The sequence below is a fragment of the Fructobacillus sp. ChS1-6f1-1-27 genome, assembly GCF_059579415.1.
Map to the genome: position 1 here is coordinate 1 of NZ_JCAOER010000008.1, position 24,240 is coordinate 24,240.

At 45.3% G+C, this 24,240-nt stretch carries 19 protein-coding genes; 1 reads left to right on the forward strand and 18 read right to left on the reverse strand.

Going from position 1 to position 24,240, the window contains the following annotated elements; translation table 11 throughout:
- Positions 1–110: 110 nt before the first annotated feature.
- From glnA to glmS, 18 genes are all read right to left on the reverse strand, one after another.
- Positions 111–1,463: a type I glutamate--ammonia ligase gene (glnA, locus tag AC5162_RS04775; RefSeq protein ID WP_496534117.1), complete on the reverse strand. Its 1,353-nt coding sequence runs from the start codon at positions 1,461–1,463 to the stop codon at positions 111–113.
- Between the two features lie 88 nt (positions 1,464–1,551).
- The gene (locus tag AC5162_RS04780; RefSeq protein ID WP_496534118.1) at positions 1,552–1,893 is read right to left on the reverse strand and encodes a MerR family transcriptional regulator; all 342 of its coding nucleotides are present in this window, start codon (positions 1,891–1,893) and stop codon (positions 1,552–1,554) included.
- A 31-nt stretch (positions 1,894–1,924) separates the two neighbouring features.
- Positions 1,925–4,615: a DNA polymerase I gene (polA, locus tag AC5162_RS04785; protein ID WP_496534119.1), complete on the reverse strand. Its 2,691-nt coding sequence runs from the start codon at positions 4,613–4,615 to the stop codon at positions 1,925–1,927.
- Between the two features lie 81 nt (positions 4,616–4,696).
- Entirely contained in the window at positions 4,697–5,419 is a 723-nt protein-coding gene (locus AC5162_RS04790; RefSeq protein ID WP_496534120.1) for a Bax inhibitor-1/YccA family protein, read from the reverse strand.
- 77 nt (positions 5,420–5,496) lie between these two features.
- Complete coding sequence (gene murC / locus AC5162_RS04795) at positions 5,497–6,837, reverse strand: UDP-N-acetylmuramate--L-alanine ligase (RefSeq protein ID WP_496534121.1); 1,341 nt, start codon at positions 6,835–6,837, stop codon at positions 5,497–5,499.
- 16 nt (positions 6,838–6,853) lie between these two features.
- Positions 6,854–7,513, reverse strand: a complete 660-nt coding sequence (ytpR, locus tag AC5162_RS04800) for a YtpR family tRNA-binding protein (protein WP_496534122.1) — start codon at positions 7,511–7,513, stop codon at positions 6,854–6,856.
- 38 nt (positions 7,514–7,551) lie between these two features.
- Positions 7,552–8,229: a 5'-methylthioadenosine/adenosylhomocysteine nucleosidase gene (locus AC5162_RS04805; RefSeq protein ID WP_496534123.1), complete on the reverse strand. Its 678-nt coding sequence runs from the start codon at positions 8,227–8,229 to the stop codon at positions 7,552–7,554.
- 15 nt (positions 8,230–8,244) lie between these two features.
- Positions 8,245–8,541 carry a hypothetical protein gene (locus tag AC5162_RS04810; RefSeq protein WP_496534124.1) on the reverse strand — a complete coding sequence of 99 codons (297 nt, stop codon included), beginning with the start codon at positions 8,539–8,541 and terminating at the stop codon, positions 8,245–8,247.
- The gene (locus AC5162_RS04815) at positions 8,531–9,106 is read right to left on the reverse strand and encodes an NUDIX hydrolase (RefSeq protein ID WP_496534125.1); all 576 of its coding nucleotides are present in this window, start codon (positions 9,104–9,106) and stop codon (positions 8,531–8,533) included. The genes AC5162_RS04810 and AC5162_RS04815 overlap by 11 nt, the downstream gene beginning before the upstream one ends.
- Before the next feature lies 1 nt (position 9,107).
- Positions 9,108–9,320: a cold-shock protein gene (locus AC5162_RS04820; RefSeq protein ID WP_496534126.1), complete on the reverse strand. Its 213-nt coding sequence runs from the start codon at positions 9,318–9,320 to the stop codon at positions 9,108–9,110.
- A gap of 248 nt (positions 9,321–9,568) precedes the next feature.
- Positions 9,569–9,751 carry a putative holin-like toxin gene (locus AC5162_RS04825; RefSeq protein ID WP_496534127.1) on the reverse strand — a complete coding sequence of 61 codons (183 nt, stop codon included), beginning with the start codon at positions 9,749–9,751 and terminating at the stop codon, positions 9,569–9,571.
- A gap of 119 nt (positions 9,752–9,870) precedes the next feature.
- Positions 9,871–11,322, reverse strand: coding sequence for an NCS2 family permease (locus AC5162_RS04830; protein WP_496534156.1), 1,452 nt, complete (start codon positions 11,320–11,322; stop codon positions 9,871–9,873).
- 73 nt (positions 11,323–11,395) lie between these two features.
- Entirely contained in the window at positions 11,396–15,703 is a 4,308-nt protein-coding gene (locus AC5162_RS04835) for a PolC-type DNA polymerase III (protein WP_496534128.1), read from the reverse strand.
- Between the two features lie 53 nt (positions 15,704–15,756).
- Positions 15,757–17,490 carry a proline--tRNA ligase gene (locus AC5162_RS04840; RefSeq protein ID WP_496534129.1) on the reverse strand — a complete coding sequence of 578 codons (1,734 nt, stop codon included), beginning with the start codon at positions 17,488–17,490 and terminating at the stop codon, positions 15,757–15,759.
- Positions 17,491–17,545: 55 nt separating this feature from the next.
- Positions 17,546–18,799, reverse strand: coding sequence for an RIP metalloprotease RseP (rseP, locus tag AC5162_RS04845; RefSeq protein ID WP_496534130.1), 1,254 nt, complete (start codon positions 18,797–18,799; stop codon positions 17,546–17,548).
- Positions 18,800–18,827: 28 nt separating this feature from the next.
- Positions 18,828–19,625, reverse strand: a complete 798-nt coding sequence (locus AC5162_RS04850) for a phosphatidate cytidylyltransferase (protein ID WP_496534131.1) — start codon at positions 19,623–19,625, stop codon at positions 18,828–18,830.
- Between the two features lie 18 nt (positions 19,626–19,643).
- Positions 19,644–20,417: an undecaprenyl pyrophosphate synthase gene (uppS, locus tag AC5162_RS04855; protein WP_496534157.1), complete on the reverse strand. Its 774-nt coding sequence runs from the start codon at positions 20,415–20,417 to the stop codon at positions 19,644–19,646.
- A gap of 120 nt (positions 20,418–20,537) precedes the next feature.
- Positions 20,538–22,343 carry a glutamine--fructose-6-phosphate transaminase (isomerizing) gene (gene glmS / locus AC5162_RS04860; protein WP_496534132.1) on the reverse strand — a complete coding sequence of 602 codons (1,806 nt, stop codon included), beginning with the start codon at positions 22,341–22,343 and terminating at the stop codon, positions 20,538–20,540.
- A gap of 238 nt (positions 22,344–22,581) precedes the next feature.
- Between glmS and ade the strand changes: the two genes are divergently transcribed.
- On the forward strand, positions 22,582–24,240 hold the full coding sequence (ade, locus tag AC5162_RS04865) for an adenine deaminase (RefSeq protein WP_496534133.1): 1,659 nt from the start codon (positions 22,582–22,584) through the stop codon (positions 24,238–24,240).

Sequence of the window (24,240 nt, forward strand, 5' to 3'; positions counted from 1 at the left end):
AACTTTGTCTTCTTTTGATAATTTGGACATAATAAAAACCTCGAAATTTGGTTGTCCAAATTTCGGGGTTCATATCAGAATGGACTGCTTAATTTGATAAAACGTTTTGATTAATAGTTGTTAAAGTAATTGTCGACTTCCCACTTTGAAACGTATTGGCGGTAAGAAGTATATTCAATCTTCTTGGCTTCTACGAACTTATCGGTGATGTGAGTTCCGATGGCATTGATAATGGTTTCATCGGTAGACAATTCTTCAAGGGCAGCCAGCAAGGTATCGGGCAAGTTCACAATGCCAGCCTTCTTGCGTTCATTTTCATCCATCAAGTAGATGTTCTTGTCAACAGCAGCAGATGGTTCCAACTTGTTGTCAATTCCATCCAAACCAGCTGACAAGATCGCAGCTAAGATGGTGTATGGGTTGGTGGTTGGGTCAACTGACCGGAGTTCTAGTCGAGTCGCAACACCACGTGAAGCAGGTACTCGGACCATTGGTGACCGGTTTGATGCTGACCAAGCCACATAAACTGGGGCTTCAAATCCAGGAGTCAACCGCTTGTATGAGTTGACCGTTGGGTTAGCAATGGCCGTCAAAGCCGGAGCGTGCTTCAAGACCCCACCCAAGAAGTGCATTGCTGTGTCAGACAAGCCCATGCTAACATCGTCATCATGACCATCAAAGACGTTACCATCTTTATTAAAGAGTGACATGTTCGTGTGCATTCCCGAACCGTTAATGCCAGAAACTGGCTTTGGCATGAAGGTTGCATAGTAGCCATTTTGACGGGCAATCGTCTTCACGACCAACTTAAAGGTCTGAATCTTGTCAGCCATATCCAAGGCGTCTGAATACTTGAAGTCAACTTCGTGTTGACCAGCAGCGACTTCGTGGTGGGCTGCTTCAACTTCAAAGCCCATCTTTTCCAAGGTCAAAACGATTTCACGACGAACATTTTCACCACGGTCCAAAGGAGCCAAGTCAAAGTAGTTTCCATGGTCGTTTAGTTCCATGGTTGGGTTACCCTTTTCATCCAACTTGAACAAGAAGAATTCTGGTTCAGTCCCAACGTTAAATTCAGTAAAGCCTTCCGCTTCGGCCTTAGCAACGGCCCGCTTCAAGGCAATTCGAGGATCGCCCTTGAATGGTGTCCGGTCCTTTGAATAAACATCAGCAATCAACCGAGCAACCTTACCACCATGAGCGTCTGTTGCCCATGGGAAAATCATAAAGGTCGACAAATCAGGGTACAAGTACATGTCTGATTCATTAATCCGGACAAAGCCTTCGATTGATGATCCATCAAACATCAGGTCGTTGTCTAAGACTTTATCGAGCTGTGAAACGGGAACCTCAACGTTTTTGATGGTACCCAAAACATCGGTGAACGTTACGCGGATAAATTCGACTTGTTCATCTTGAACAATCTGCTTAATATCTGCTTTTGTGTAAGAAGGCTTTGCCATGAAGAACTCCTTTATCTGGCTGCAAGTGTGACAATACAACAATTATTTTTGGCCGAAGGCTTACTCCGACCAAGCAATCAATCAAATTTTAATGACTATTAAAGCGGGCAATCTGAGCAAATTCATCTTGCAAAGACCGACGCAGGTTCGTATCGGAACCAGCGGCCAAGGCTTCTTTTTTGCGCTTTGATTTGGCAAAGAGTTCCTTAATATCGGCCGTTGAATCACCGGCATCCAAGTAGTCTTTAATTTGCAAGAGTCGGTCAATGTCATTTAAAGAAAAGCGACGCTGGCCACCCTTCCCCCGCTTGGGAGTAATCAATTCATGCTGTTCATAATAACGGATCTGCCGGTCAGTCAAAAGGGTTAACTCCCGGACCGTTGACATTGGCAAAACCGCCAAGTTGCGTTGTAATTCTGAACTAGACATCGGATCTCCTTTCACACCACTTGGAAAAAGGTTATTTTGCCTCGTACCAAGTTGGACCTGAGTGAGCTTCCACCTTAAGTGGGACAGCCAATGAGACGGCTGAATCCATCACGGAAGTCACTAGCTTCGAAACTTCTTCTAACTCTTCTTTTGGACCTTCAAAGACTAATTCATCATGGACCTGAACTAACATCTTTGTCTTTAATCCCTTTTCTTGTAAGGCCTTGTCGACCTTAATCATCGCAATTTTAATGACATCAGCTGCTGAACCCTGGATTGGCGAATTCATTGCCGTCCGTTCGGCAAAGGACCGTAGGTTAAAGTTCTTAGCATTAATATCTGGCAAATAACGGCGGCGGTGCTCAATTGTTTCAACAAAGCCGTCTTTATGGGCCTTTTCCTTAATTTGCTCCATCCAATTATGGATATCCGGATATTCCGCAAAGTAGGTCTCAATAAAGGACTTGGCTTCTTTTCGGCTAATGCCCAAGTTCTTCGACAAGCCATAGTCTGAAATTCCATAAACAATTCCAAAATTAACTGCCTTGGCTGTCCGACGGTGGTTCGCATCCACTTCGTCGCCATCTTTTAGACCAAAGACCGCCCGGGCCGTTTCCGCATGAATGTCTTCGTTATTTTCAAAGGCCTTTTTCATGTTCGGGTCACCGGTAATGGCAGCTAAGACTCGGAGTTCAATTTGTGAATAATCTGCCCCAAAAATCACCCAGTCAGACTTACTTGGTACAAAAGCGTGACGGATTTTCCGTCCCTCTTCCGTCCGCATTGGAATGTTTTGCAAGTTTGGGTCAACTGATGAGAGCCGACCTGTCTGTGTCAATGTTTGCAAGAACCGGGTATGAATCTTATGGTCACCGAGACCTACAACTGCTAACAAGCCGTCCACATAGGTCGACTTAATCTTAGCTAACTGCCGGTATTGCAAGATGTGTTCAACAATCGGTGCCTGTGGTGCTAACTGTTCTAAGACTTCGACTGCCGTTGAATACCCGGTCTTCGTCTTTTTAATCACTGGCAAATTCATTTTTTCGAAGAGCAAAGTGCCCAGCTGCTTAGTTGAATTGATGTTAAACTCTTCGCCAGCTAACTGGTAAATTTCCTTCTTTAAGCCTTCAATTTGCTCGTCTAATTCAACGCCCATCTTAGACAACCGGTCGGTATTAACCGTAAACCCTTGGGCCTCCATTTTAGCTAAAACAAAGGATAGTGGTAGCTCAATATCATGGTAAAGATGCGTTTGCTGGTGAGCTTCTAAGTCATTAAAAGCTTCGTCGCGTAAGGCATACAAGACTTCTGCCTTGTGCCCCAAGTGGTTAAAGACAGCTTGGTCATCTTCTGGCACTGCATACTTGGCGCCCTTACCATAGAAGTCTTCATCTGACGTAAGCGTCTTACCAAAACGGTCGGCTAAGGTCGACAAGCTATTATCGTTACCAACCGTATCAAGTAGGTAAGCCACCAGCATAAAGTCAAAGTCGACGCCTTGCAATGTCAACCCTAAGCGGTGGAGCAAGACCCAATGGGCTTTGGCGTTAAATAGGCGAAGATTTGTGGTCTCCCCTTCAACAATCCTTTGCAAATCAGGATTATCAAACCAAGTGAAATCACGGCTAGCAAAGTAACCCAAGTCATCATTACCAAGAGCAAAGGCAACCATATCAGCAGTGTGGTAATTATCAGCCGTCGTATCAATTTGAAGAGCCAAAGTCTTAGCCGCTGCTAGTTTCGTTAAAGCTTCTTTTGAAAGGGGCTGAACATCATGCCAATTAGAAACGACTGCTTCTGCCTGGTCAACCGAGGTATCATCCTGGTCCACCAATTGGTGAGCCCGCAGTTTCGATAAGGCCTGCTTAAAGTGTAAGGTTTCAAATAAGGCCACCAAGTCAGTGGTATTTGGACCATTATAGCCCAAGTCATCCAAGCCAATTTCCAAATTGGCATCAGTAATAATCGTCGCCAACTTTTGAGCCCGGTAAGCGACTTCCTTGTCGGCAATCAGGTTTTCCTTCATCTTGGACTTCTTCATTCCATCGATGTTGGCATACAAGTTATCCAAGTCATGGTACTGGGTTAATAGCTTCAAGGCTGTTTTTTCACCAACTTTAGTAACACCTGGATAGTTATCGGAAGTATCACCAGTCAAAGCCTTCTTATCAATAATTTGGTCAGGCGTCAGACCAAACTTTTCCATAATAAAGTCTGGTGTATAAACTTCTACTTGCGTAACACCTTTCTTGGTAATCTTAACGGTAATATCATCTGTGGCTAACTGAGTTAAGTCCTGGTCACCCGTAATAATTACCACTTCGTCACCGGCCTTGGCACCCATCCGCGATAAAGTGCCGATGATATCATCAGCTTCTAAGCCATCTTGTTCGTAATTGTGTAATCCATGAGCCAGAACCATTTCCCGCAAGTATGGGAATTGCTCCTTAAATTCGGCCGGCGTCTTATCCCGACCACTCTTATAATCAGCGTAAAGGTCTCCACGGAAGGTTTCCTTACCTGATTTTGCGTCCCAAGCCACCAAAGCAGCATCAGGCTGCATTGGTAATACGAGTGATTCTAAGAAATTGTTAAAGGCCACTAGGGCATTAGTGTGTAAGCCCTCTGGGGTGACCATTCGGTCTAGTTGCTGGTACATCGCGTAAAAAGCCCGAAATGCCAGCGAATTACCGTCGATTAAAAGTAGTTTTTTCGTCATTGGTTAATCCTTATTCAACTTGTTTGTAGTTTAGCACAAAAAAAGCCCGCCGAAGCGAGCAATGTTAGTTTTTCTAACACTTTAGTTTCGTTGGTCACCCATAATCCGAATCAAAGCGTAGAAGATGTTAATAAAGTCAAGGTACAACATCAAGGCACCGTAAACGGCAATTCCAGTCACTTGGTTATCATCATCGGCACCATTTGAAGTCAATTGAACATACAACTGGCGCAAACGGTTGTTATCGTATGCTGTATACAACGCAAAGATAATTACCGATGCGTATGAGATGATCAGCGTCAAACCTTCAGAATGCATAAAGATTCCAAAGAATGAAGCAACCATCAAACCAATCACTGACCCAAACAAGACAGGACCAAGTGAAGCAAGTGACTTCTTAGTGATAAAACCATAGAAGCCCATGCCGCCAAACAAAGCGGCGGTAGAAGCAAAGGCGGCAATCACAGAAGCTGGCGTATAAATAGCCAACAACAAACCAAGGGTCAACCCTTGGACTACCGAAAAGGCCATTAGCAAGCCAAAGGCCTTCGCCGGGTTTTTCACTGATGCTGATCGCATCATCACCACAATAATCATTTCAATGGCAAAGATTGCCAAGGTTCCAACAATGCTAGTAAAGAAAACGACCAACTGTGGCAAGAAAAATTCCTGGGCCACAAAACCAGTAATCGCCGTTACCAACAATGCCACCGTCATGTAGCCATAAATCTTTTGGAAGAATGTCTTCATGCCAGCGTCCACACCCGTGACGTCACGGCGTGAATCAAAGTCAAAGTTATTCATCAGTCAACCTCCTAATTGGTCTCAGAATTTGAAGTTACTCTATTATAATCGATTTTTTCAAACGGAACAAGGTTCGTTTAAACTAAGTCTGATTGAATTTGCCCGAGTAACGTTTCATAGGCAAACTCATACTTTTGAATGTCACCAGCCCCCATAAAGACCAAAACCGCGTCCTGATGCTTTAGTAATGGTGACACGTCCTCTTCATCTAAAATACCAGCACAGCTTGGAAGTTCTTCGGCAATATCTTTGGCTGAAACAGTTCCCTGCGCCTCACGGGCTGACCCGAAAATCGGAGTCAAATACACCGTGTCAGCTGCCTTCAAAGCTTCAGCAAACTCATCTTTGTAAGCAATGACCCGAGTAAAGGTATGGGGCTGGAAAACTGCCACTACTTCCTTATTTGGATACTTTTGCCGAGCTGCATCAATCGTCGCTTGAATTTCGGTTGGATGGTGGGCATAGTCATCAATAATGATGATGTCTTGGACTTGCTTTTCAGAAAAACGGCGCTTCACTCCCTGGTAAGTCAACAAGTACTCACGAACCTTAGCTAGGTCAACCCCTTCTAAGTAGGCTACCGCAATGACAGCTGTGGCATTATAGACATTATGCTGGCCAAAGATTGGAATTGAAAACTCACCCAAGTCCTGACCCTTATAAGAAACATGGAACTTCGACCCCGTCGTTTCCTTATCAACTTGGTCAATCAAGAAGTCATCACGACCAGCCTGGTCACCGTAATAGTAAACCGGTACATCAACATCTTTTGCCAGTTCTTGCAAACTTGGATCATCACCCCAGGCAACAATCCCCTTCTTCACCCCTTTGGCAAAGTCGGTAAAGGCGGACTTTACATCCGCCAAATCCTTATAATAGTCCGGGTGGTCAAAATCAATGTTCGTTAAGATTGCATAGTCCGGGTGGTAACCAGCAAAGTGGCGGCGGTATTCATCGGCTTCCAAAACAAAGAATTCCGAATCCTTGGCACCGCGTCCAGTTCCATCACCAATTAAGTAAGAAGTCTTGGCCACATTTTTAAAGACATGAGCCAATAGCCCGGTCGTTGAAGTCTTTCCGTGGGCCCCAGCTACTGCAATCGTTGTTGCCTGGGCAATTTGTTCTGCAACCGCCTCTGGGAATGAAATCATCTTGACCCCAGCCTCCAAGGCTGCCTTCACTTCAACTTGGTCGTCTTCAAAGGCATTTCCCCGGATAAAGGTTGCATCCTGGTTAGCTAAAACATTTTTGGCATCAAATGGCAAAAGCTTGATACCAGCATTTTCCAGTGGCGCCTGTGTATAGGTGAACTTCGTAATATCAGATCCTAAGACTTCGTTGCCCTGGTCATGTAAGATTTGAGCCAAAGGTCCCATTCCAGTTCCCTTGATTCCAATAAAATAATATTTTTTTGGCATGGTAAAATGCCCTTTCTTAGTAATTGGTATCAATTAAGCCATCAGCATACAAATTTTTTGCTGCATTAAAGTCAAAGGCTTTTCCAACTTGACCGAAGTCTGCTGGCAAAACTAAGGCACCTGGTTTGTTTGGTGCTCCTTGCAAATGCAATTCCCGGCCGGAAACAATCATGCCGGCTGATGGAACGCCGCGCAAAGCACCATCCCAAATAATTTCGCCAGAAGGCATCATAGAACCTGGTTGAGCAACAACAACGCGGATGCCCGTTTGCATGTTGGGTGAACCAGAAACAATTTGCAAGTGGTCCCCATTGCCAACATTAGCCTTCACAACATGAAGGTGGTCAGAGTCTGGGTGAACTTCCATTTCATCAACTTCACCAACCACTAGTTTCGATTCTTCAACATTAATTTTGTCTGAAAGACCAGCTGAAACCAAAGCCTGGTTAACAACTGCCGCCTGGTCTTCCGTTAAAAATACTTGACCGGCTTGGTTGTCATTAAAATTCAATTGGTCACCAAGGCCTTGAATATTCAAGCCCAAAGTTTGACCATTTTCTTGATCAAAAATTCGAGTAACAGCACCTTTTTCTTCAACAGCTTCTGTTGATTCAGCTGGTGCAAAGGTTAGCATCAAAATATCGCCAACCGCTTGTTGGTTATAAACTGCAATCATCTTGCGTATCCTTTTCTAAAATTGATTATCAAAGTTGCTTAAGCAGCAATACTATCCAAGTACTTCAACAACAGTGAAGCTGATTGCTTACCAGCCTCAACCACGTACTCTTCAAAAGTGACACCGGAATCGCCATTAGCAAGGTCAGAAACCCCACGTAAAACAATAAACGGGACATCAAAGCGGGCTGCAACTTGGGCGACCGCTGCCCCTTCCATTTCGGCAACCTGAGCTTCAGGGAAGTGACCTAAGACGGCTTCCTTCTTTTCTTGCTGAACAAAGCTATCACCAGAAACAATTAAGCCGGCCTTTGCATCAGTTAACTTCGTAAAGGCTTGAACTAATTCAGGGTCGGATTCAAACCGAGCTGGTTGGTTTGGCATTTGGCCAAATTCATAACCGAAAACCGTCGAATCAGCATCGAAATAAGTTAATTCTTGACCAATTACCAAGTCCCCAATCTGCAAGTCAGCTTGTAAGGCCCCAGCAGAACCAGTGTTAATTACCTTTTCAACTTGGAAGACCTGGGTCAAAATTGTCGTGGCGGTTGCTGCTGCCACCTTACCAATCCCAGATTCGGCCAAATAGATTTCATGGCCTGCATAAGTACCAATCAAAACAGTCAAGTCAGCAAATTCACGGACTTCCTTGGTTTCGATGTTAGCCGTCAAGGCCTTCTTTTCTTCGGCCATTGGGGTAATAATTCCAAGTTTCATAGTGTCCTCACTTACTTAAACAGTCTTAACGAAAAAGAAAAAGAGATAGGTAATAATAATTAAAATCGCGACAAAAATCATGCCACGGTTATAGCGGTAAGCCAACCGGTCCGTCTTACCTTGTTCTGTTAGTTCACCATTTGAGCCTAGTTCAAACCGGCCCTTCTTGGTTAACCGCATTTCAGACCGGTTTTCTGGTTCAACAACCGTAATATCTTCAGCGTGGGTCCGAGCATATTCTTTTTCAACCCGGTTTCGGCGCTTAGCCCGCTGCTTTTCTTCGCGGCGACGCGTAAAGAAATTATTTGCCATTGGTCATCCTCCAATTTGCCCAGTACAAGTAGGCAGTAATGGTTTTTTGGTCGTTTAACTGACCATTTTGGTATAAGTCATTCACTTCGCCAAATGACAAAGTAACGAGGTCGAGCGATTCACCATGGTCCCGTGGTAATTCATCAGCCTGGTCGAGCTTTTCCAAGTTCGTTGCCAAATACAAAGCAATTTTCGAATCAGTAAAGCCAATCGCTTCATAGCCATCAGCCAAAAGCTTCAAGTCACCGGGATGAACGCGGATTTCTTCGTTCAACTCCCGGGTCGCAGCTGCTAGACTGGCTGTCTTTTCGTCCCCATGGTCGCGACTATCGACCTTACCGGCTGGAATTTCTAACACAAAGTCATTCGCTGCCGCCCGCCACTGGCGGACCAGAATAGCATGGTCAGCATCGATTAAGGGTAAAACCCCAACCGCCAACATGTGATGGACCACATCTCGTTCTGCTTCCTTGCCATCAAAGAGTTTTACTGTTCTTTTTTCAACTGAAAAAATTGGTCCTTCAAAGACCGTTTCACTTGAAAGAAACTCTTCTTTTTCAGCCATCTTATTCGTCCTTTACCACTTCAACCTGGGCAGCCTGGAAGTCATCCTTGCCTTGGACCAAAACGTATTGAACACGTTGGCCCTTTTGCAAGGTCTTAAAGCCATCACCAGCAATCCCATTAAAGTGAACGTAGACGTCATCACCCTTTTCATCGGGTTTAATATAACCGTAACCACGGTCTTGTTGCCAAATTTTTACTGTTCCATATTTCATAGTTTCATTATAGCAAAAATAACCCCCAGGTGTTGGTAAAAGCCCCCATTCTACAAGACATTTTTTCACTTTTAGTGTATTAAAAAGCTTGTTAAATTTTCGACAGTTTTCTTGGTTCTCTTTTTGATAAAAGATGCTATAATTTAAATTGAAAAGGGGCTAATGAATACTCATTAACCCCTCTCAGCAAACCCGTAAAACGGTGGCTTAGTGATAAATAAAAAATAACCATCAACTCGTCAAAGTTTTTAATGGTTATTTTTTTTTTGGCTTAACTTAATGATTTCAACCACTAATAGCAAGACCATGACTATCAATGAGCCAAAGCCTATCATTAGTGACATTGCATCACACGGTGCCACCGGCCTCTCCTTCCAAGCGGTTTTGGTCATGCATAAGCACCACCTCCTTTTGAAATAAAGCGCCACCATTTCAACTTGTTTGCTGCTTGAATTATAACACGAAAAAGTGCCTTAAAACGCTGGTTTTAAGGCACTTTTACTAGGTATTTTGTCTAAAAAAGCGACCAACTGGTCGCCTTTTTATTTGCTTAAATAATAGCTAATAAGATAAAGTTTGCCAAGAAGAATGCGGTAATCACCAACAAAATTGGTGACAGTGACTTGAACTGCTTTTGCGCGATCTTCACCACAATGTAAAAGATGAAACCGGCTGCAATTCCGTAAGAAATTGAGAATGAAAAGGCCATGAAAATCGAAGTAAAGAAGGCCGGAATGGCAACGGCAATGTCGTTCCAATCAATCTTCTTAAATTCGCCCATCATCATGATTCCAACCACAATCAAAAGTGGCGCAGTTGCTGCACCAGGCACAACAGAAACGAAGGGAGCCATAAAGAGCATCGCTAAGAACCCGGTCGCCGTCACAATGTTGGTCAACCCAGTCCGGCCCCCGGCAGCAACACCCGTCGCTGATTCGATAAAGGTCGTCGTGTTCGACGTTCCAACCGCTCCTGCCAAAGTAGTGGTAAAGGTATCAACCACCAGGGCCTTGTCCATCTTAGAATTGAAAGAATTATCGGCAGCAAAGGCCTTTTGGTCTTCTTCTGAGAAAATCCCAGTCTGGTTTCCAATGCCAATCAAAGTTCCAATCGCATCAAACAAGCCAGTCAAACCAAGGGCGAAAATTGTGACAACTGCCAACAACGTCTTTTGCCAGTCAGCAAACAAAGACATCATCCCGTTATGACCAAAAGTGGCACCAAAGGTTGAACCAAATTCAGAAAAGGCATGTGGCAATGAAGTAGCGGCTGACAAATGCGTATCGGTTACGCCCATTGGAATCCCAATAATCGTTGTCACTACCAAGGTAATCAAGAACGCCCCTGGAACCTTTTTAATCAACAAGAAGACCAACAAAATCAAGCCAATCAGGGCCAGCAACTGTGGTGCTTGGGTAAACTTAGTTAATTCTGGTGTCACGCCACCAGAGGCAAGCAAAGAGTTCAGACCACCCTTCACGGTTCCACCACTATAAGCGTGGTCGTTAACCGTAATGATGTTATTACCATCAATCACAAAGTTAATGAAGCCGGCATTTTTCAAACCAATGTAAGTTACAAAGGCCCCCAGTCCACCACCAATGGCGGCCTTTAGTTCGGCTGGAATTGCTTTAACGATTGCCTGACGGCCGTGAGTCAAGGTAATCAAAATGTCTAAGATACCGACCAAAAAGACGATTGCCAAGGCCTGTTGCCACTTAAAGCCAAAGCCAAAGACGATGGTATATGTGAAATAAGCTTGCAGGCCAATTCCTGGCGCCAAAGCAAATGGAACGTTGGCATAAAAGCCCATCAACAAAGTTCCAAAAACCGCGACAATAATCGCTGCGATGAAGACTGACAAAGCTGGCATCCCCGTTTGCCCCAAGATTTGAGGGTTCAAAAAGAAGATGTAGGCCATCGAAACAAAGGTCGTCAAGCCGGCGACCACTTCCGTCTTAACGGTCGTATTGTTTTCCTTTAATTTAAAAAATGATTGCATGATATCCGACAAAAGTCGGCGTCCTTTCTTGTTTTTATTGACTGCTGGTATCCGCCACAGCAGGCACTATTTGCTAAAAGTCAAATAATGAAAGTTGGTTTTCGTCTGGTAAGTCTGAAATAACAGACTGCATCGTCAAAAACTCGATAATGGTTTGTGAGACCTTTCCGCGTTTCTTCAGGTCCTCTTTACTAATAAATTCCTTCTCAACCCGGGCAGCCACAATCTGCTTGGCCACGTTTTCACCAAGGCCGGGAATTGTGACAAATGGAGGAATCAACTCATTGCCATCAATTACCCAGTCGGTTGCTTCTGACCGGTACAAATCGACCATCTTAAAGGAAATGCCGCGTTCAAGGGCTTCATTTGCCATTTCTAAGACAGTCCGTAAGTCCTGGTCACCCTTGGTGGCATCGTTTCCCATATCTCGAATCCGGGTAATCGCCGCCTTCACAGCGTCCTTTCCACGTGACATCGCCACAATATCAAAGGAATCAGCCCGAACGGAGAAGTAGGTCGCATAGTAAACGGCTGGGAAGTAGACCTTAAAGTAGGCAATCCGCAAGGCCATCAAAACATAGGCGGCCGCGTGGGCCCGAGGGAACATATACTTAATCTTCAAACACGATTCGATATACCACTCTGGCACATTGTTTTCGCGCATTAGCTTCTGGTACTCGTCGGTGATTCCCTTTCCTTTTCGAACCTTTTCCATAATGTTAAAGGCGTCCTCAGAAGGCAGTCCCCAGTCGATCAAATCGGTCATGATTTTATCACGGGTTCCAATCACGGTCGCAATCGTGGCGGTCCCATTTTCAACTAAGTCATGGGCGTTACCCAACCACACATCCGTTCCGTGGGACAGACCAGAAATTTGAAGCAATTCTGAGTAAGTCTTTGGTTGGGTATCCTCCAGCATCCCCCGGACAAAGCCCGTACCAAATTCAGGTAGGCCTAAGGTTCCGGTGTTGGAGTAAATCTGGTCAGATGTAACGCCCAGTGGTTCAGTTGAGGTAAAGAGCTTCAACACACCAGGGTCGTTTGGTGGAATCGTCTGTGGGTCAATTCCTGACAAATCTTTTAGGGTCCGGACCATCGTAGGATCATCATGTCCCAAGATATCCATCTTCAACAAGTTATCGTGAATCGAGTGGTAATCCATGTGGGTTGTTTGCCACAAGGCTGATTGGTCATCAGCTGGGTACTGGACTGGCGTAAAGTCATAAATATCATAGTCACCCGGTACAATCAAAATCCCACCTGGGTGCTGTCCAGTCGTCCGCTTGACCCCCGTCACTCCCTGGGCTAGCCGTTCGACTTCGGCACCACGGAAGTGCTTATCGTGGTCACGTTCGTAAGCCTTCACGTAACCAAAGGCCGTCTTTTCAGCGACCGTGGCAATCGTTCCAGCCCGGTAAACTTTCTTTTCCCCGAACATCACCTTCATATAGTTGTGGGCAACTGGCTGGTAATCACCAGAAAAGTTCAAATCAATATCGGGGACCTTATTTCCAGTGAAGCCCATGAAGGTTTCAAAGGGAATATTTTGACCATCGCCAATCAGCATTTCACCAGGGTGGTTAGGATCTTCCTTCGGTGGTAAGTCATACCCCGACCCATAGCCGTCCACAATCTCAAAGTAATCCCCGTGGGCCGACCGATAGTGTGATGGCAGTGGGTTAACTTCAGTAATTCCAGACATGGTAGCGACAAATGATGACCCGACTGATCCACGCGATCCAACCAGGTAACCATCCTTATTGGACTTAGCTACCAGTCGTTGGGCAATCATATAGTGCGGTGCGAAACCGTTCCCGATGATTGACTTCAATTCCTGGTCAATCCGGCTTTGAATCTGTTCTGGCAATGGGTCGCCATAAGCCTTCTTGGCAGCCGCATAAGTCTTTTCAGTCAGTTCGTCGCCGGCCTCTGGGATTTGTGGTGGGTAAGACCCCTCTTTTAGTGGTGAAACATCGTCAATCTGATCAGCCACAAAGTGGGTATTATCAATCACAACCTTCTTGGCTAAATCGGCCCCTAAGAAGTCAAATTCATCCAAGAGGTCTTGGGTTGTCCGGAAGTATAACTCGGGCAAGGTTGTCCGGTTTAATGGGTTTCCCGGCTGGGACCCAATCAAGATACTGCGATAGATGTGGTCTTCTGGGTTGGTGTATTTGACATCTCCCGTCACCACAACTGGTTTCCCTAAAGTATCACCAATTTTAACCATTTCCTTGATGATTGACTTTAACTTATCAGGGTTAGCAATCAACTGGCTGTCAAGCATTGGCTGATAGTTTGGCAGGGGTTGAATTTCCAAATAATCGTAGTACTTAGCCTTCTTCAAAGCGGCATCATAACCCTTTTCAATTAGGGTTACAATCACGTCCCCGCCCGTATCACCGGTTCCAACCAAGAGTCCTTCCCGGTACTTTTCTAAGACTGAGCGTGGAATCCGTGGCACTTTATTAAAGTAAGTCACGTTTGATTCTGAAACCAAGCGGTACAGGTTCTTCAATCCAACCTCATTTTTAACTAACATAGAAGCATGGAAAGGCCGGCCATGCCGCCAGGCCCCACCATCCATCATGTGGTCGTTCAACTGGTTAAAGTTGGTCAAGTCAAACCGTTCTTTGGCATCCTTTAATAACTTCCAACCCAAGTGGCCGGTTGTTTCGGCATCGTAAATCGCCCGGTGAGCCTGTTCCAGTTCAATCGAGAACTTCTTGGCCAAAGTTCCCAGCCGGTATGACTTATAGTCAGGGTATAACCACCGGGTCAAAGTCAAAGTATCAATAACTGGGTTTGAAATTGGCTCGTCATCATAACGGGCATAAGTAGCGTTCAAAAAGTCAACATCAAAGGTCACGTTGTGACCAATCAAAATGGTGTCCTTTGACCACTCCCGGAAGGATTCAATCACGTCTTGCTCACTTTTAGCGTTGGCCACCATGGCATCAGTAATCGAGGTCAATTCCGTAGTAAAGTCTGAAAGTGGGAAGCCTGGGTTAATATACTCCGAAAACTTATCAACGACATTCCCCAGTTCCATTTTGACAGCGGATAATTCAATAATCCGGTCTGAAACTGCTGATAAACCAGTCGTTTCCAGATCAAAGGCCACATAGGTCTGGTCTTTACCAAGTAAGTCTAGGTCCTGGCTATTATAGGCAATCGGGTCACCGTCTTCCACGACGTTTCCTTCCATCCCATAGATCATCTTTAAATCTTGCTTCTTAGCAGCTGCAATCGCATCCGGATACCCTTGCACATTACCGTTATCCATCACAGTCAACGTGTCTTGCCCCCATGCTTTTGCTAACTTAGCCACTGCACCAAAATCAGTCACAGCGTCCATCCCAGTCATATTGGTGTGAACGTGCAAGTCAACTCGTTGCTGGTCACCCTGGTAAGGCTCTGGCCGGTTTTCATGGTCAACCACTTGCAAGTCATAAATATTCAACGATAACTCACGAAGGTACTGGTCTTCTTGAACAGCACCGCGGATTTTCACCCACTGACCTTCTTTTAATTCGTCAAAGACTGCCCCATCCGTATCATTATTTTCAAATTTTTTAGCAGAAATTGACGATGAATAATCAGTCAATTTAATTGATAAGAGCTTCTTTTTTGACCGCAATTCACGGACTTCGGAAGCAAAAATATAACCTTCAATAACTACCCGTGATTCTTCTCCATCAATATCTTCCAACCGAGTCACTTCAGCATCAGGATTAATTGGGCGACCTAAGCGCATGGCCACGCCATCCTTAGACTTCTTCGGCTTAGCAGCCTCAGCCTTTTGAACAGCGTCAAAGATTGTTTTTTGCACGTCTTGTTGGCGGGACTGGTACTTTTCTCGAACTTGGTTTTGCAAGTCCTGGTCAAAGTGGGCGGTAAAGGTCAAGTTCCCCATCCCTAAAAAGGCATAGGCCTGACTTAGCTCAGCTAACACCTGGTCAGTTAAGGCTTCCGCAAGGTTGGCCATGCTGACCTTAATCGTTGCCTGACCATTACCAGCTAATTCGACAACCGAGCTAGCACCCAACTGTTGCGTTAACCCATAATTTAAGTTCGTCTGGTGCAAGGCAAAGTGGAAGTAATCCACCAGGTCTTCTTCCGTAAAACCAGCTTGCATGACTTGGATGACCAAGCCGACGTGGGAAACCTGCTGAAAATTAGCCTGCAAACCCTGGTAAAAGGACAAAAAGGCCTTAAACGGCAAGACCTTCGGCACGGCAACCACAAAGGTCCACCGTTTTTCTTTTGCTGCCACCTGGACGCCAGCTAAACGTCCGCCCTCAAAGTAGACTTTAACCTGGTCGCTTTGCTTACTTTGGTTCAGCAGTTGTCCTAATTGTTCTTCTGGCGTTAAAGACATTGCTAACCTTTCTCATTACGTGAAAAAGCCGATTAAAATCGGCTTTTTAAACTTTATTCTGCACTAGCTTGGCCGTGCAACAACACATCAATTGATTCTTGAATTTCAGAAAGGCGCATTTCAAAGTTCGAGTCATCGGAGCGAACAGTCACTTCCACGATTCCCTCACTAGCCTTCTTACCAACAGTGATTCGAACTGGCAAACCAATCAAGTCCGCATCCGCAAACTTAACGCCGGCCCGTTCTTTTCGGTCGTCAACTAAGACTTCCAAGCCATTGGCTTTTAACATTTCTTCGAGTTCGTCCGTTACCTTAGCTTGGTCTTCATCTTTCAAATTGATTGGGACCAGGTGAACATCAAACGGTGCGACGCTAGCAGGCCAAACAAGGCCCTTATCATCACTCTTTTGTTCTGCAATTGCAGCAACCAACCGCGAAATGCCAATACCATATGAACCCATAATCATGTCGACATTGCGACCGTTTGAATCCAAAACTTGGGCACCCAAAGCCTTCGAATACTTAGTTCCCAGCTTAAAGATATGACCAATTTCAATTCCCTTAGTAAAGCGTAACTTCCCCTTACCATCAACGGCATCATCGCCTTCCTTAACTGTTCGGAAGTCAGCAACCTGGTCGTCTGTTAATTCAACATCGCGACCCCAGTTAACGTTTTGGAAGTGCTGGCCATCTTCATTTGCACCAGCAGAGAAGTTCACCAAGTCAGCAGCCCGTTCATCCACTAAGAGTTGGACATTTTCTGGCAAAGCAACTGGTCCAAGTGAACCAAATGATGCTCCGACAGCTTCTTTTACAACTGCTTCGTCGGCCAATTCCACTTCGGTATAACCCAAGTAATTTTGAACCTTAACCAAGTTAACTTCGAAGTCGCCAGTCGTTACCACGGCTACCAACTTCTGGTCTGGCGTTACAACCATAATCGTCTTGACCATTTCGGCAGGGTCTTCGTCAAAGAGTTCTGCAACTTCTTCAATCGTCTTGGCGTTTGGCGTTGCCACCTTTTTCAAGTCGGCAAAGTCAGCTTCATCAGCCTTGTCAGCACGGACATAAGCGTCCTTAGCCATTTCCAAATTAGCGGCATATTCGCTTTCATCTGAATAGACAATCACGTCTTCACCGGCAGCAGCAGGAGCAGAGAATTCCTTAGAATCAGACCCACCCATCGCACCAGCGTCACCAACAATTACTCGGTAATCCAAGCCAATTCGGTCAAAGATTCGGACATAGGCAGCTTCCATCTTGGTAAAGATAGCATCCAACCCCTCCTGGTCAGCTGAGAAAGAATAGGCATCTTTCATAATAAATTCACGGGTCCGGAGCAAGCCGAACCGTGGCCGGCCTTCATCACGGAACTTCGCTTGGATTTGGTAAACCAACAATGGCAGTTTCTTGTAAGACTTAATATCATTGCCAAATAGTTCCGTAAAAGTTTCTTCATGCGTTGGACCCAAGATAAAGTCGCGGTCCTGGCGGTTCTTAAACTTATACAAATCTTGACCATAAGTCTCATAACGACCAGTCTTTTGCCATAATTCAGCCGGCAAAACTTCTGGGACCAACATTTCGTTGGCATCAATCCCATCCATTTCTTCACGGATAATCGCTTCAATCTTGTTCAAAACTCGCTTTGCCAATGGCAAGTAGGCAAACATTCCTGCCGTAACCGGACGGATGTAACCAGCCTTTAGCAACAACTGGTGGGATTTAACTTCTGCATCTGCGGGAACTTCCCGCAGGGTTGGCATCAAGAGCTGTGATTGTTTCATAACGTCCTTCTTTCGCTATCTAATATGTACGGGGAAAATCCCCAATAAGTTGTTATTACTGACCTAAGTCCTTGATGGTGACTAAGACCATCAAAACTACTAGTAAGACTGTTCCCAACCCGGTCAGGCCTTTAGCTAGCCATGCCGGTGCCGGCCTTCTAAGAATTCCTTCCACTAAGTTCAAAAAAAACTGACCCCCGTCAAGTGGTGGGATTGGTAGCAAGTTAATCAGACCAAGGTTGACTGACAAAAGTCCCAACAAAGCCAAAACCGTAATCCAACCCTGTTGCGAAGCCTTAGCTGTCGTCTTGGCCAGCATCACTGGTCCACCGAGCTTGTCAATCGAAAAGCCACCCGTAAAGAGGTTGGCAATTCCCCGTCCAACTTCAGTGAACCAAGTGCCTGTACTTATCATACCAAATTTTAGCCGCGACCATGGATCGGAATAAGTCTTAACTGATACCCCAATTCGAATTTCTTTTTGGCCATCAACTGTAACCGTTTCTGGCACAACCGTTTTCGATAACGTCCGACCACCCCGGTCAACCGTCAACTTTAATTTTTGCTTGTCATTTTCAGTTACGAAAGTGGCAAAGTCAGTAAAAGTCTTAACTGATTGACCATTAACCGTCTTAATCGTGTCACCTGACTCGATACCAGCCCTAGCGGCTGGCTCACTTTTAACTACCTGACCAATTGTCGGTTCGTCAAAGTGCACAGCTGGCAAAGCAAAACTCAACCCTAAGGCAGCCACAGCTGCCAAGACGAAGTTCATTGCTGGACCAGCAATATTGACTGCTAACCGTTTTCCAACCGGAGCGGACTCTAACCAAGTTGGTCGTGGTGCAATCCGGGTTTCAACCCCATCTGTACCAACCCGAGTGGCGTTTTTAGCCACATGCAAGGTTGTCATCTCTTCTTGGTCAGCCTGGTAACCAGTTAAAGTCATTGCATCAACCAAGTCAGCCTGGTCAACTTGGAAAAACAAACCGGCCTGACTTTCATCAGCCCGCTCGTCAATCAAAATAACCTGACCAGCTTCATCAACCGTTAAATACAAACGTTGGCCAGCCTCTAACTCGTCTTGTTCAAGCTCACTAGCCATCCGCACGTACCCACCTACTGGCAGTAGCCGGATTGTATAGGCCGTACTATTTTTATAAAGGGACAAAATTTTTGGCCCCATCCCAATCGCAAACTCACGAACTAAGATACCCGCTTTTTTTGCGACGATAAAGTGGCCAAATTCGTGAAAGCCCACTAATAGGGCAAAAACAAGCAAAAAGGCCAGAATGGCTGTAATATTCATTTCCTTCTCCCCCGTTTTAGTCCTTCACTTAGCTCAACAACCCAATCACAGCCATCAATGGCATCACAATTAACATTGAATCAAACCGGTCTAAAATACCACCGTGACCTGGCAAAACATTGCCCGAATCCTTGACGTTGTAAAAACGTTTCAAACCAGATTCAATCAAGTCACCAATTTGACCACCGATTGAAAGAACAATGGCGATAATACCAAGTTCAATGATTGACCCGTCAATCAAACCAAAGTAGGTATAAACGGAGACCAAGATGATAACAGCTGCTAATGACCCAAGCACTGACCCTTCCCAGGTCTTATTGGGTGAAATTCGCGGTGCTAACTTGTGTTTTCCAAAAGCTCGACCAAAGAAGTAAGCCCCCGAATCAGTCAACCAAACACAGAGCATTCCAAATAGGATAACCTCTAAGCCACGAGTATCTGCCAAGTAGAAGTAGTGGAACCCAGTTCCAATATAAACAGCCGACAAGAACAAAACACCAGCATCTTGGAAGTTAAAGTTTTTCTTTGAAAAAACAGTCCGAACTAAGAGCAAAAAGCCCACGCTATACAAGACCGTCTGACTGTTGATTGTATCTGGCCAAAAGCCATTATTCCAAAATGACTTTGGCATAATAATCGCCAAGGCGCCTAGGTTAGCAACCAAGGCTTCAAATGACACAATCAAAGTATGGGTCATTCGCATTACTTCGCGCATGGCCAAAGCACCCAAAATCAAGGTTAAGACCAACAGTGGCCAGCCCCCAATCACTAACATTGGGATAAAGACAATCAAGGCCACCACGGCCGTTATAATCCGAGTTTTCATCGGGATTCTCGCTTTCTCTTATTTCGTTTTTACACCACCAAAGCGGCGGTCACGTTTCGTAAAGGTTGTTAGGGCCTGTTCAAATTCAACTTCATCAAAGTCAGGCCACAAAATGTCCGTAAAGTAGAACTCAGCATAGGCCGCCTGGTATGGCAAGAAGTTTGAAATCCGTTCTTCCCCTGAAGTTCGAATAATCAAGTCTGGCTTGGCCAAATCACCTAAGAACCCTGTGGTTAATTCAGTTTCAAAGGCTGCTTGGTCCACTTGGTCGGCCCTCATTTCACCCGCTTCAACCTTCTTAGCTAAGGCAGCAGAGGCTTCAACAATTTCCTTTTGTCCCCCGTAATTCAAGGCGAAGTTCAAGACCATTCCAGTCCCCTGAGCTGTCTGTTCCTTGGCATCATAAACGGCCTTACGGGTTGCTTCAGGCAAAGCATCGATATCACCGATTGTTTCCACCCGGACGTTTTCTTTAATCAAGTCCGGCACAAAGGTATTAAAAAATGTCACTGGCAACTTCATCAAGTAGGAAACTTCATCGTTTGGCCGTGACCAATTTTCAGTGGAAAAGGCGTACAAGGTCATGACCTTGACCCCAGCATGGGAGGCCAATTTGGTAACAGTCTTAACCGTTTCCATCCCCTGCTTGTGTCCCGCTACCCGTGGCAAGTGACGGTTTTGGGCCCAGCGACCATTCCCATCCATGATAATGGCAAGGTGCTTGGGCACCTTCAAATTGGTGACATCAACGTCTGTTGCTGCCTTTTTAAATAAGCTTTTGAACGGTTTCATCCCGTATACTCCATCCGACATAAAATGTCATTTATTCCTTATCTATTTTACCAAATAAGTCTTTGACAAACAAAAAAAGCCGGCGTTTTTCCACCGACTTTTTACATTAAAAATGTTTTTTTATTGAACCGTCACTGACTTAGCCAAGTTACGAGGGCGGTCGACATCCAAGCCCCGAGCCAAGGTAGCATAGTAAGCAATCAATTGAGCTGGCACAACTGCCAACAATGGCATCAACAATTCATTAACTTGTGGCAAAACAAAGGCATCGCCTTCCTTAGCCAAGTCCTTTGAAGCCAAAACAATGGTATTAGCACCACGGGCAGCTACTTGGGCGACTTCACCACGGAGGAGACCAGCCGTCTTTGACTGAGTCAGCAAGGCGAAGACTGGTGTGCCCTCTTCAATCAAAGAAATCGTGCCGTGCTTCAATTCACCGGCAGCAAAGCCTTCCGTTTGCACGTAAGAAATTTCCTTCAACTTCAAGGCAGCTTCCAAGGCCACGGCCGCATCTAAGCCCCGGCCAATGTAAAAGGCTGAGCGTTTTTCATCCAAAGCAGACTCCGCAATCTTCTTGAAGACTTCCTTGTCATCCGTGATTGCTTGGATTTCAACAGCAACCTTCGCCAATTCAGCCTTCAAATCAAAGCCAGGCTCACCCATTGCAGAAGCCAAGATAGCTTGGACCAGAACTTGGGCAGTGTAAGCCTTAGTTGAGGCTACGGCAATTTCAGGGCCGGCCAAAACAGGCAAAGCAAAGTCAGCTTCACGGGTCAAGGTCGAATTCATCACGTTGGCCAAAGTCAAAGCTGGGAAGCCTTGTTTCTTAACATTATCCAAAACTTCACGAGAATCAGCCGTCTCACCAGACTGTGACAAGAAGATAAAGAATGGCTTTTCTGACAACTTTGGTTGGTCGTAAGCAAATTCTGAGGCAATGTGAACTTCCGTTGGAATGTTCGCCCACTGTTCAAAGTAACGCTTACCAACTAATCCAGCGTGGTAAGAGGTTCCGGCCGCAACGATGTACAAGCGATCTGCTTCTTGCATTTTGTCGGTAATAGCACAACCAATTCCTTGCAAGTTACCGTCTTCATCATAATAGTGACCGGCGATATTACGAACAACAACAGCTTGTTCGTCAACTTCTTTCAACATATAATAAGGATAAGCACCCTTATCGGTATCTTCAGCAGAAATAGTCAAAGTAAACGGTTCACGGTCAACCTTTTCTTGGTTGGCATCGTAAATTTCAACAGAATCTGGCTTAACGATTGCGACATCGCCATCACGCAATTCGATAAATTCCTTGGTCATATCAACCATCGCCGCAGCATCAGATGTTACCACGTTGCCATGGTCTGACAAACCAACCAGCAATGGTGACTTCTTCTTAGCGACAAACAACGTATCAGGTTCCTGGTGGTCAATCAACAAGAAACCATAAGCTGAGTTTCCTTCTAGCAATGAAATCATCTTACGGAAAGCATCAACATTTGATAACCCACCTTCAGTCGCAAACTTGTCCACCAATTGAACCGCGACTTCCGTATCAGTTTCAGATACCAAATCAACATCAGCCAAGTATTCAGCCTTCAATTCTTGGTAGTTTTCAATCACACCGTTGTGAACCAAGTAAAAGCGGTCATCAGCAGACTTTTGTGGGTGAGCGTTTTCAACGCTGACATTTCCGTGGGTTGCCCACCGAGTATGAGCAATCCCAGCTGTTCCAATAAAGCCGTGCTTTTCAGCCTTTTCGACTAACTTTGCCACCCGACCAGTTTCTTTAATAAAGGCGCTATCCCCATTTTGGTCAGTCAAGTAAACGCCGGCAGAATCATAACCCCGGTATTCCAACTTCTGCAACCCATGCAAGAGGCATGGGAGTGCTTGGTCTACTCCAGTCACTCCAACAATTCCACACATACAAAAAATCTCGCTTTCAAATAAATTGGTTTGATAATACTTTTTAAGTTAACAATGCTATTTTATCAACGTTATCCTAGGTGGTCAAACCAAATTTAGGTAATTGGTATAGACATTTTATTAAGATGATTACTGAAAAATGAAAAACCGTTACCAAAATGTTTTTTTAATCGTTTTTCTAAGCAGACCCGATTGTGCTAAACTAGGTAAAATTCATTGATTTTAAAGGAGTACAACCATGTCGCAAGAAGTCGACTACCGTTTGACCGGGGCCAAGGTCCTCAATGTTTTCAACCAGGACTTTGAAGACCAAGATGTCTTTATCCAAGGCAAAAAAATCGTCTTTGTTGGTAAAACCGAGGCTTTTACCGCTAAGGAAACCTTGGACTACACCGGTAAATTCATCGTTCCTGGCTTAATCGATGCTCACTTACATATCGAATCTTCTTTATTAACACCGTCTGAATTTGGCCGCTTGTCCTTACAAAACGGGGTTACCCGAATTTTTGCCGACCCCCACGAAATCGCCTCAGTTGCCGGCATTTCTGGAATCCAATATATGCTGGACTCTGCTAAGCAAACACCGCTTCATATCCACTACATGCTCCCTTCTTCCGTCCCGGCAACCCCCTTTGAACATGCGGGTGCCACATTAGATGCTGAGGCCCTGAAGCCCTTCTACCAACACCCAGAAATCGCTGGTTTGGCAGAAGTAATGGACTATCCAGCCGTTGCCAACGGTAATCCGGACATGCTTCAAAAAATCCAAGATGCCAACGAAGCCCACCGCCATGTTGATGGCCACGGTTCTGGCCTTGGACCCGACCAACTAGCAGTCTACCGCAAATACGGTATCGACACAGACCACGAAGCAACCAATCAAAAAGAGGCCTTAGACCGGATTAACGCCGGAATGGCCGTCTTCTTACGGGAAGGAACCGTTGAACGAGACGAACTAGCCCTTTTGCCAGCCATCAACGAAGCAAACCACGGCCACTTCGCCTTTGCCACCGATGATAAGTCGGCTGCTGATATCCGAAAGGAAGGGTCAATCAACTTCAACGTTGCTCTCGCAATCAAAAATGGTCTTGCCCCTGAACTGGCCTATACACTGGCTTCTTATAACGGTGCCAAGGCCCACCACTTAGAAAACATCGGTGCGATTGCCCCTGGCTTTGAAGCAGACCTGTTGGTCCTATCTGACCTAAAAAATGTCATAATCGAGCAAACAATGGTCAGCGGGCAGTTCTTTGAAAACGAACAAAAGCCCGTTCTCTTATTACCCGGCCAACAAATTAATTTGACCTTTAGCAAGGACGACTTGGCTCTGTCACTGGACCCGAAAAAGCCTGCCCACGTGATTGAAATCGAGCCCCGCCACATTACCACTAAGCACGTTCAAACGACCGTACCAGTTGATGAAAACGGGAACTTTGTGCCAAACCAAACCTTTGCCAAAGTTGCTGTAATTGAACGCTACCACGACCTAGGCCATGGTCTTGGTATTATTTCCGGTTTGAATTTGCAAGCAGGAGCGATTGCTTCAACAATTGCCCATGACTCTCATAACGTGATTGTGGCTGGAGTCAACGATGACGACATGGCAACAGCCGTTGCCACCTTAAAAGAAATTGGCGGTGGCCAAGTGGTCGTCAATAACGGTCAGGTCACCACCCTACCACTACCAATCGGTGGCTTAATGTCCAACTTGGCATATGAAGACCTGATCCAACAACAAAACTTGCTAAACCAGGCCTTTGCCGAGATTTCTGATTTGCGATTCGACCCATTCCTAACCCTGTCATTCATGGCCCTACCGGTAATCCCATCCTTGAAGATTACCGACCAAGGACTATTTGATTTTGACCAATTTAGCTTTATTAACATCCAGGACTAA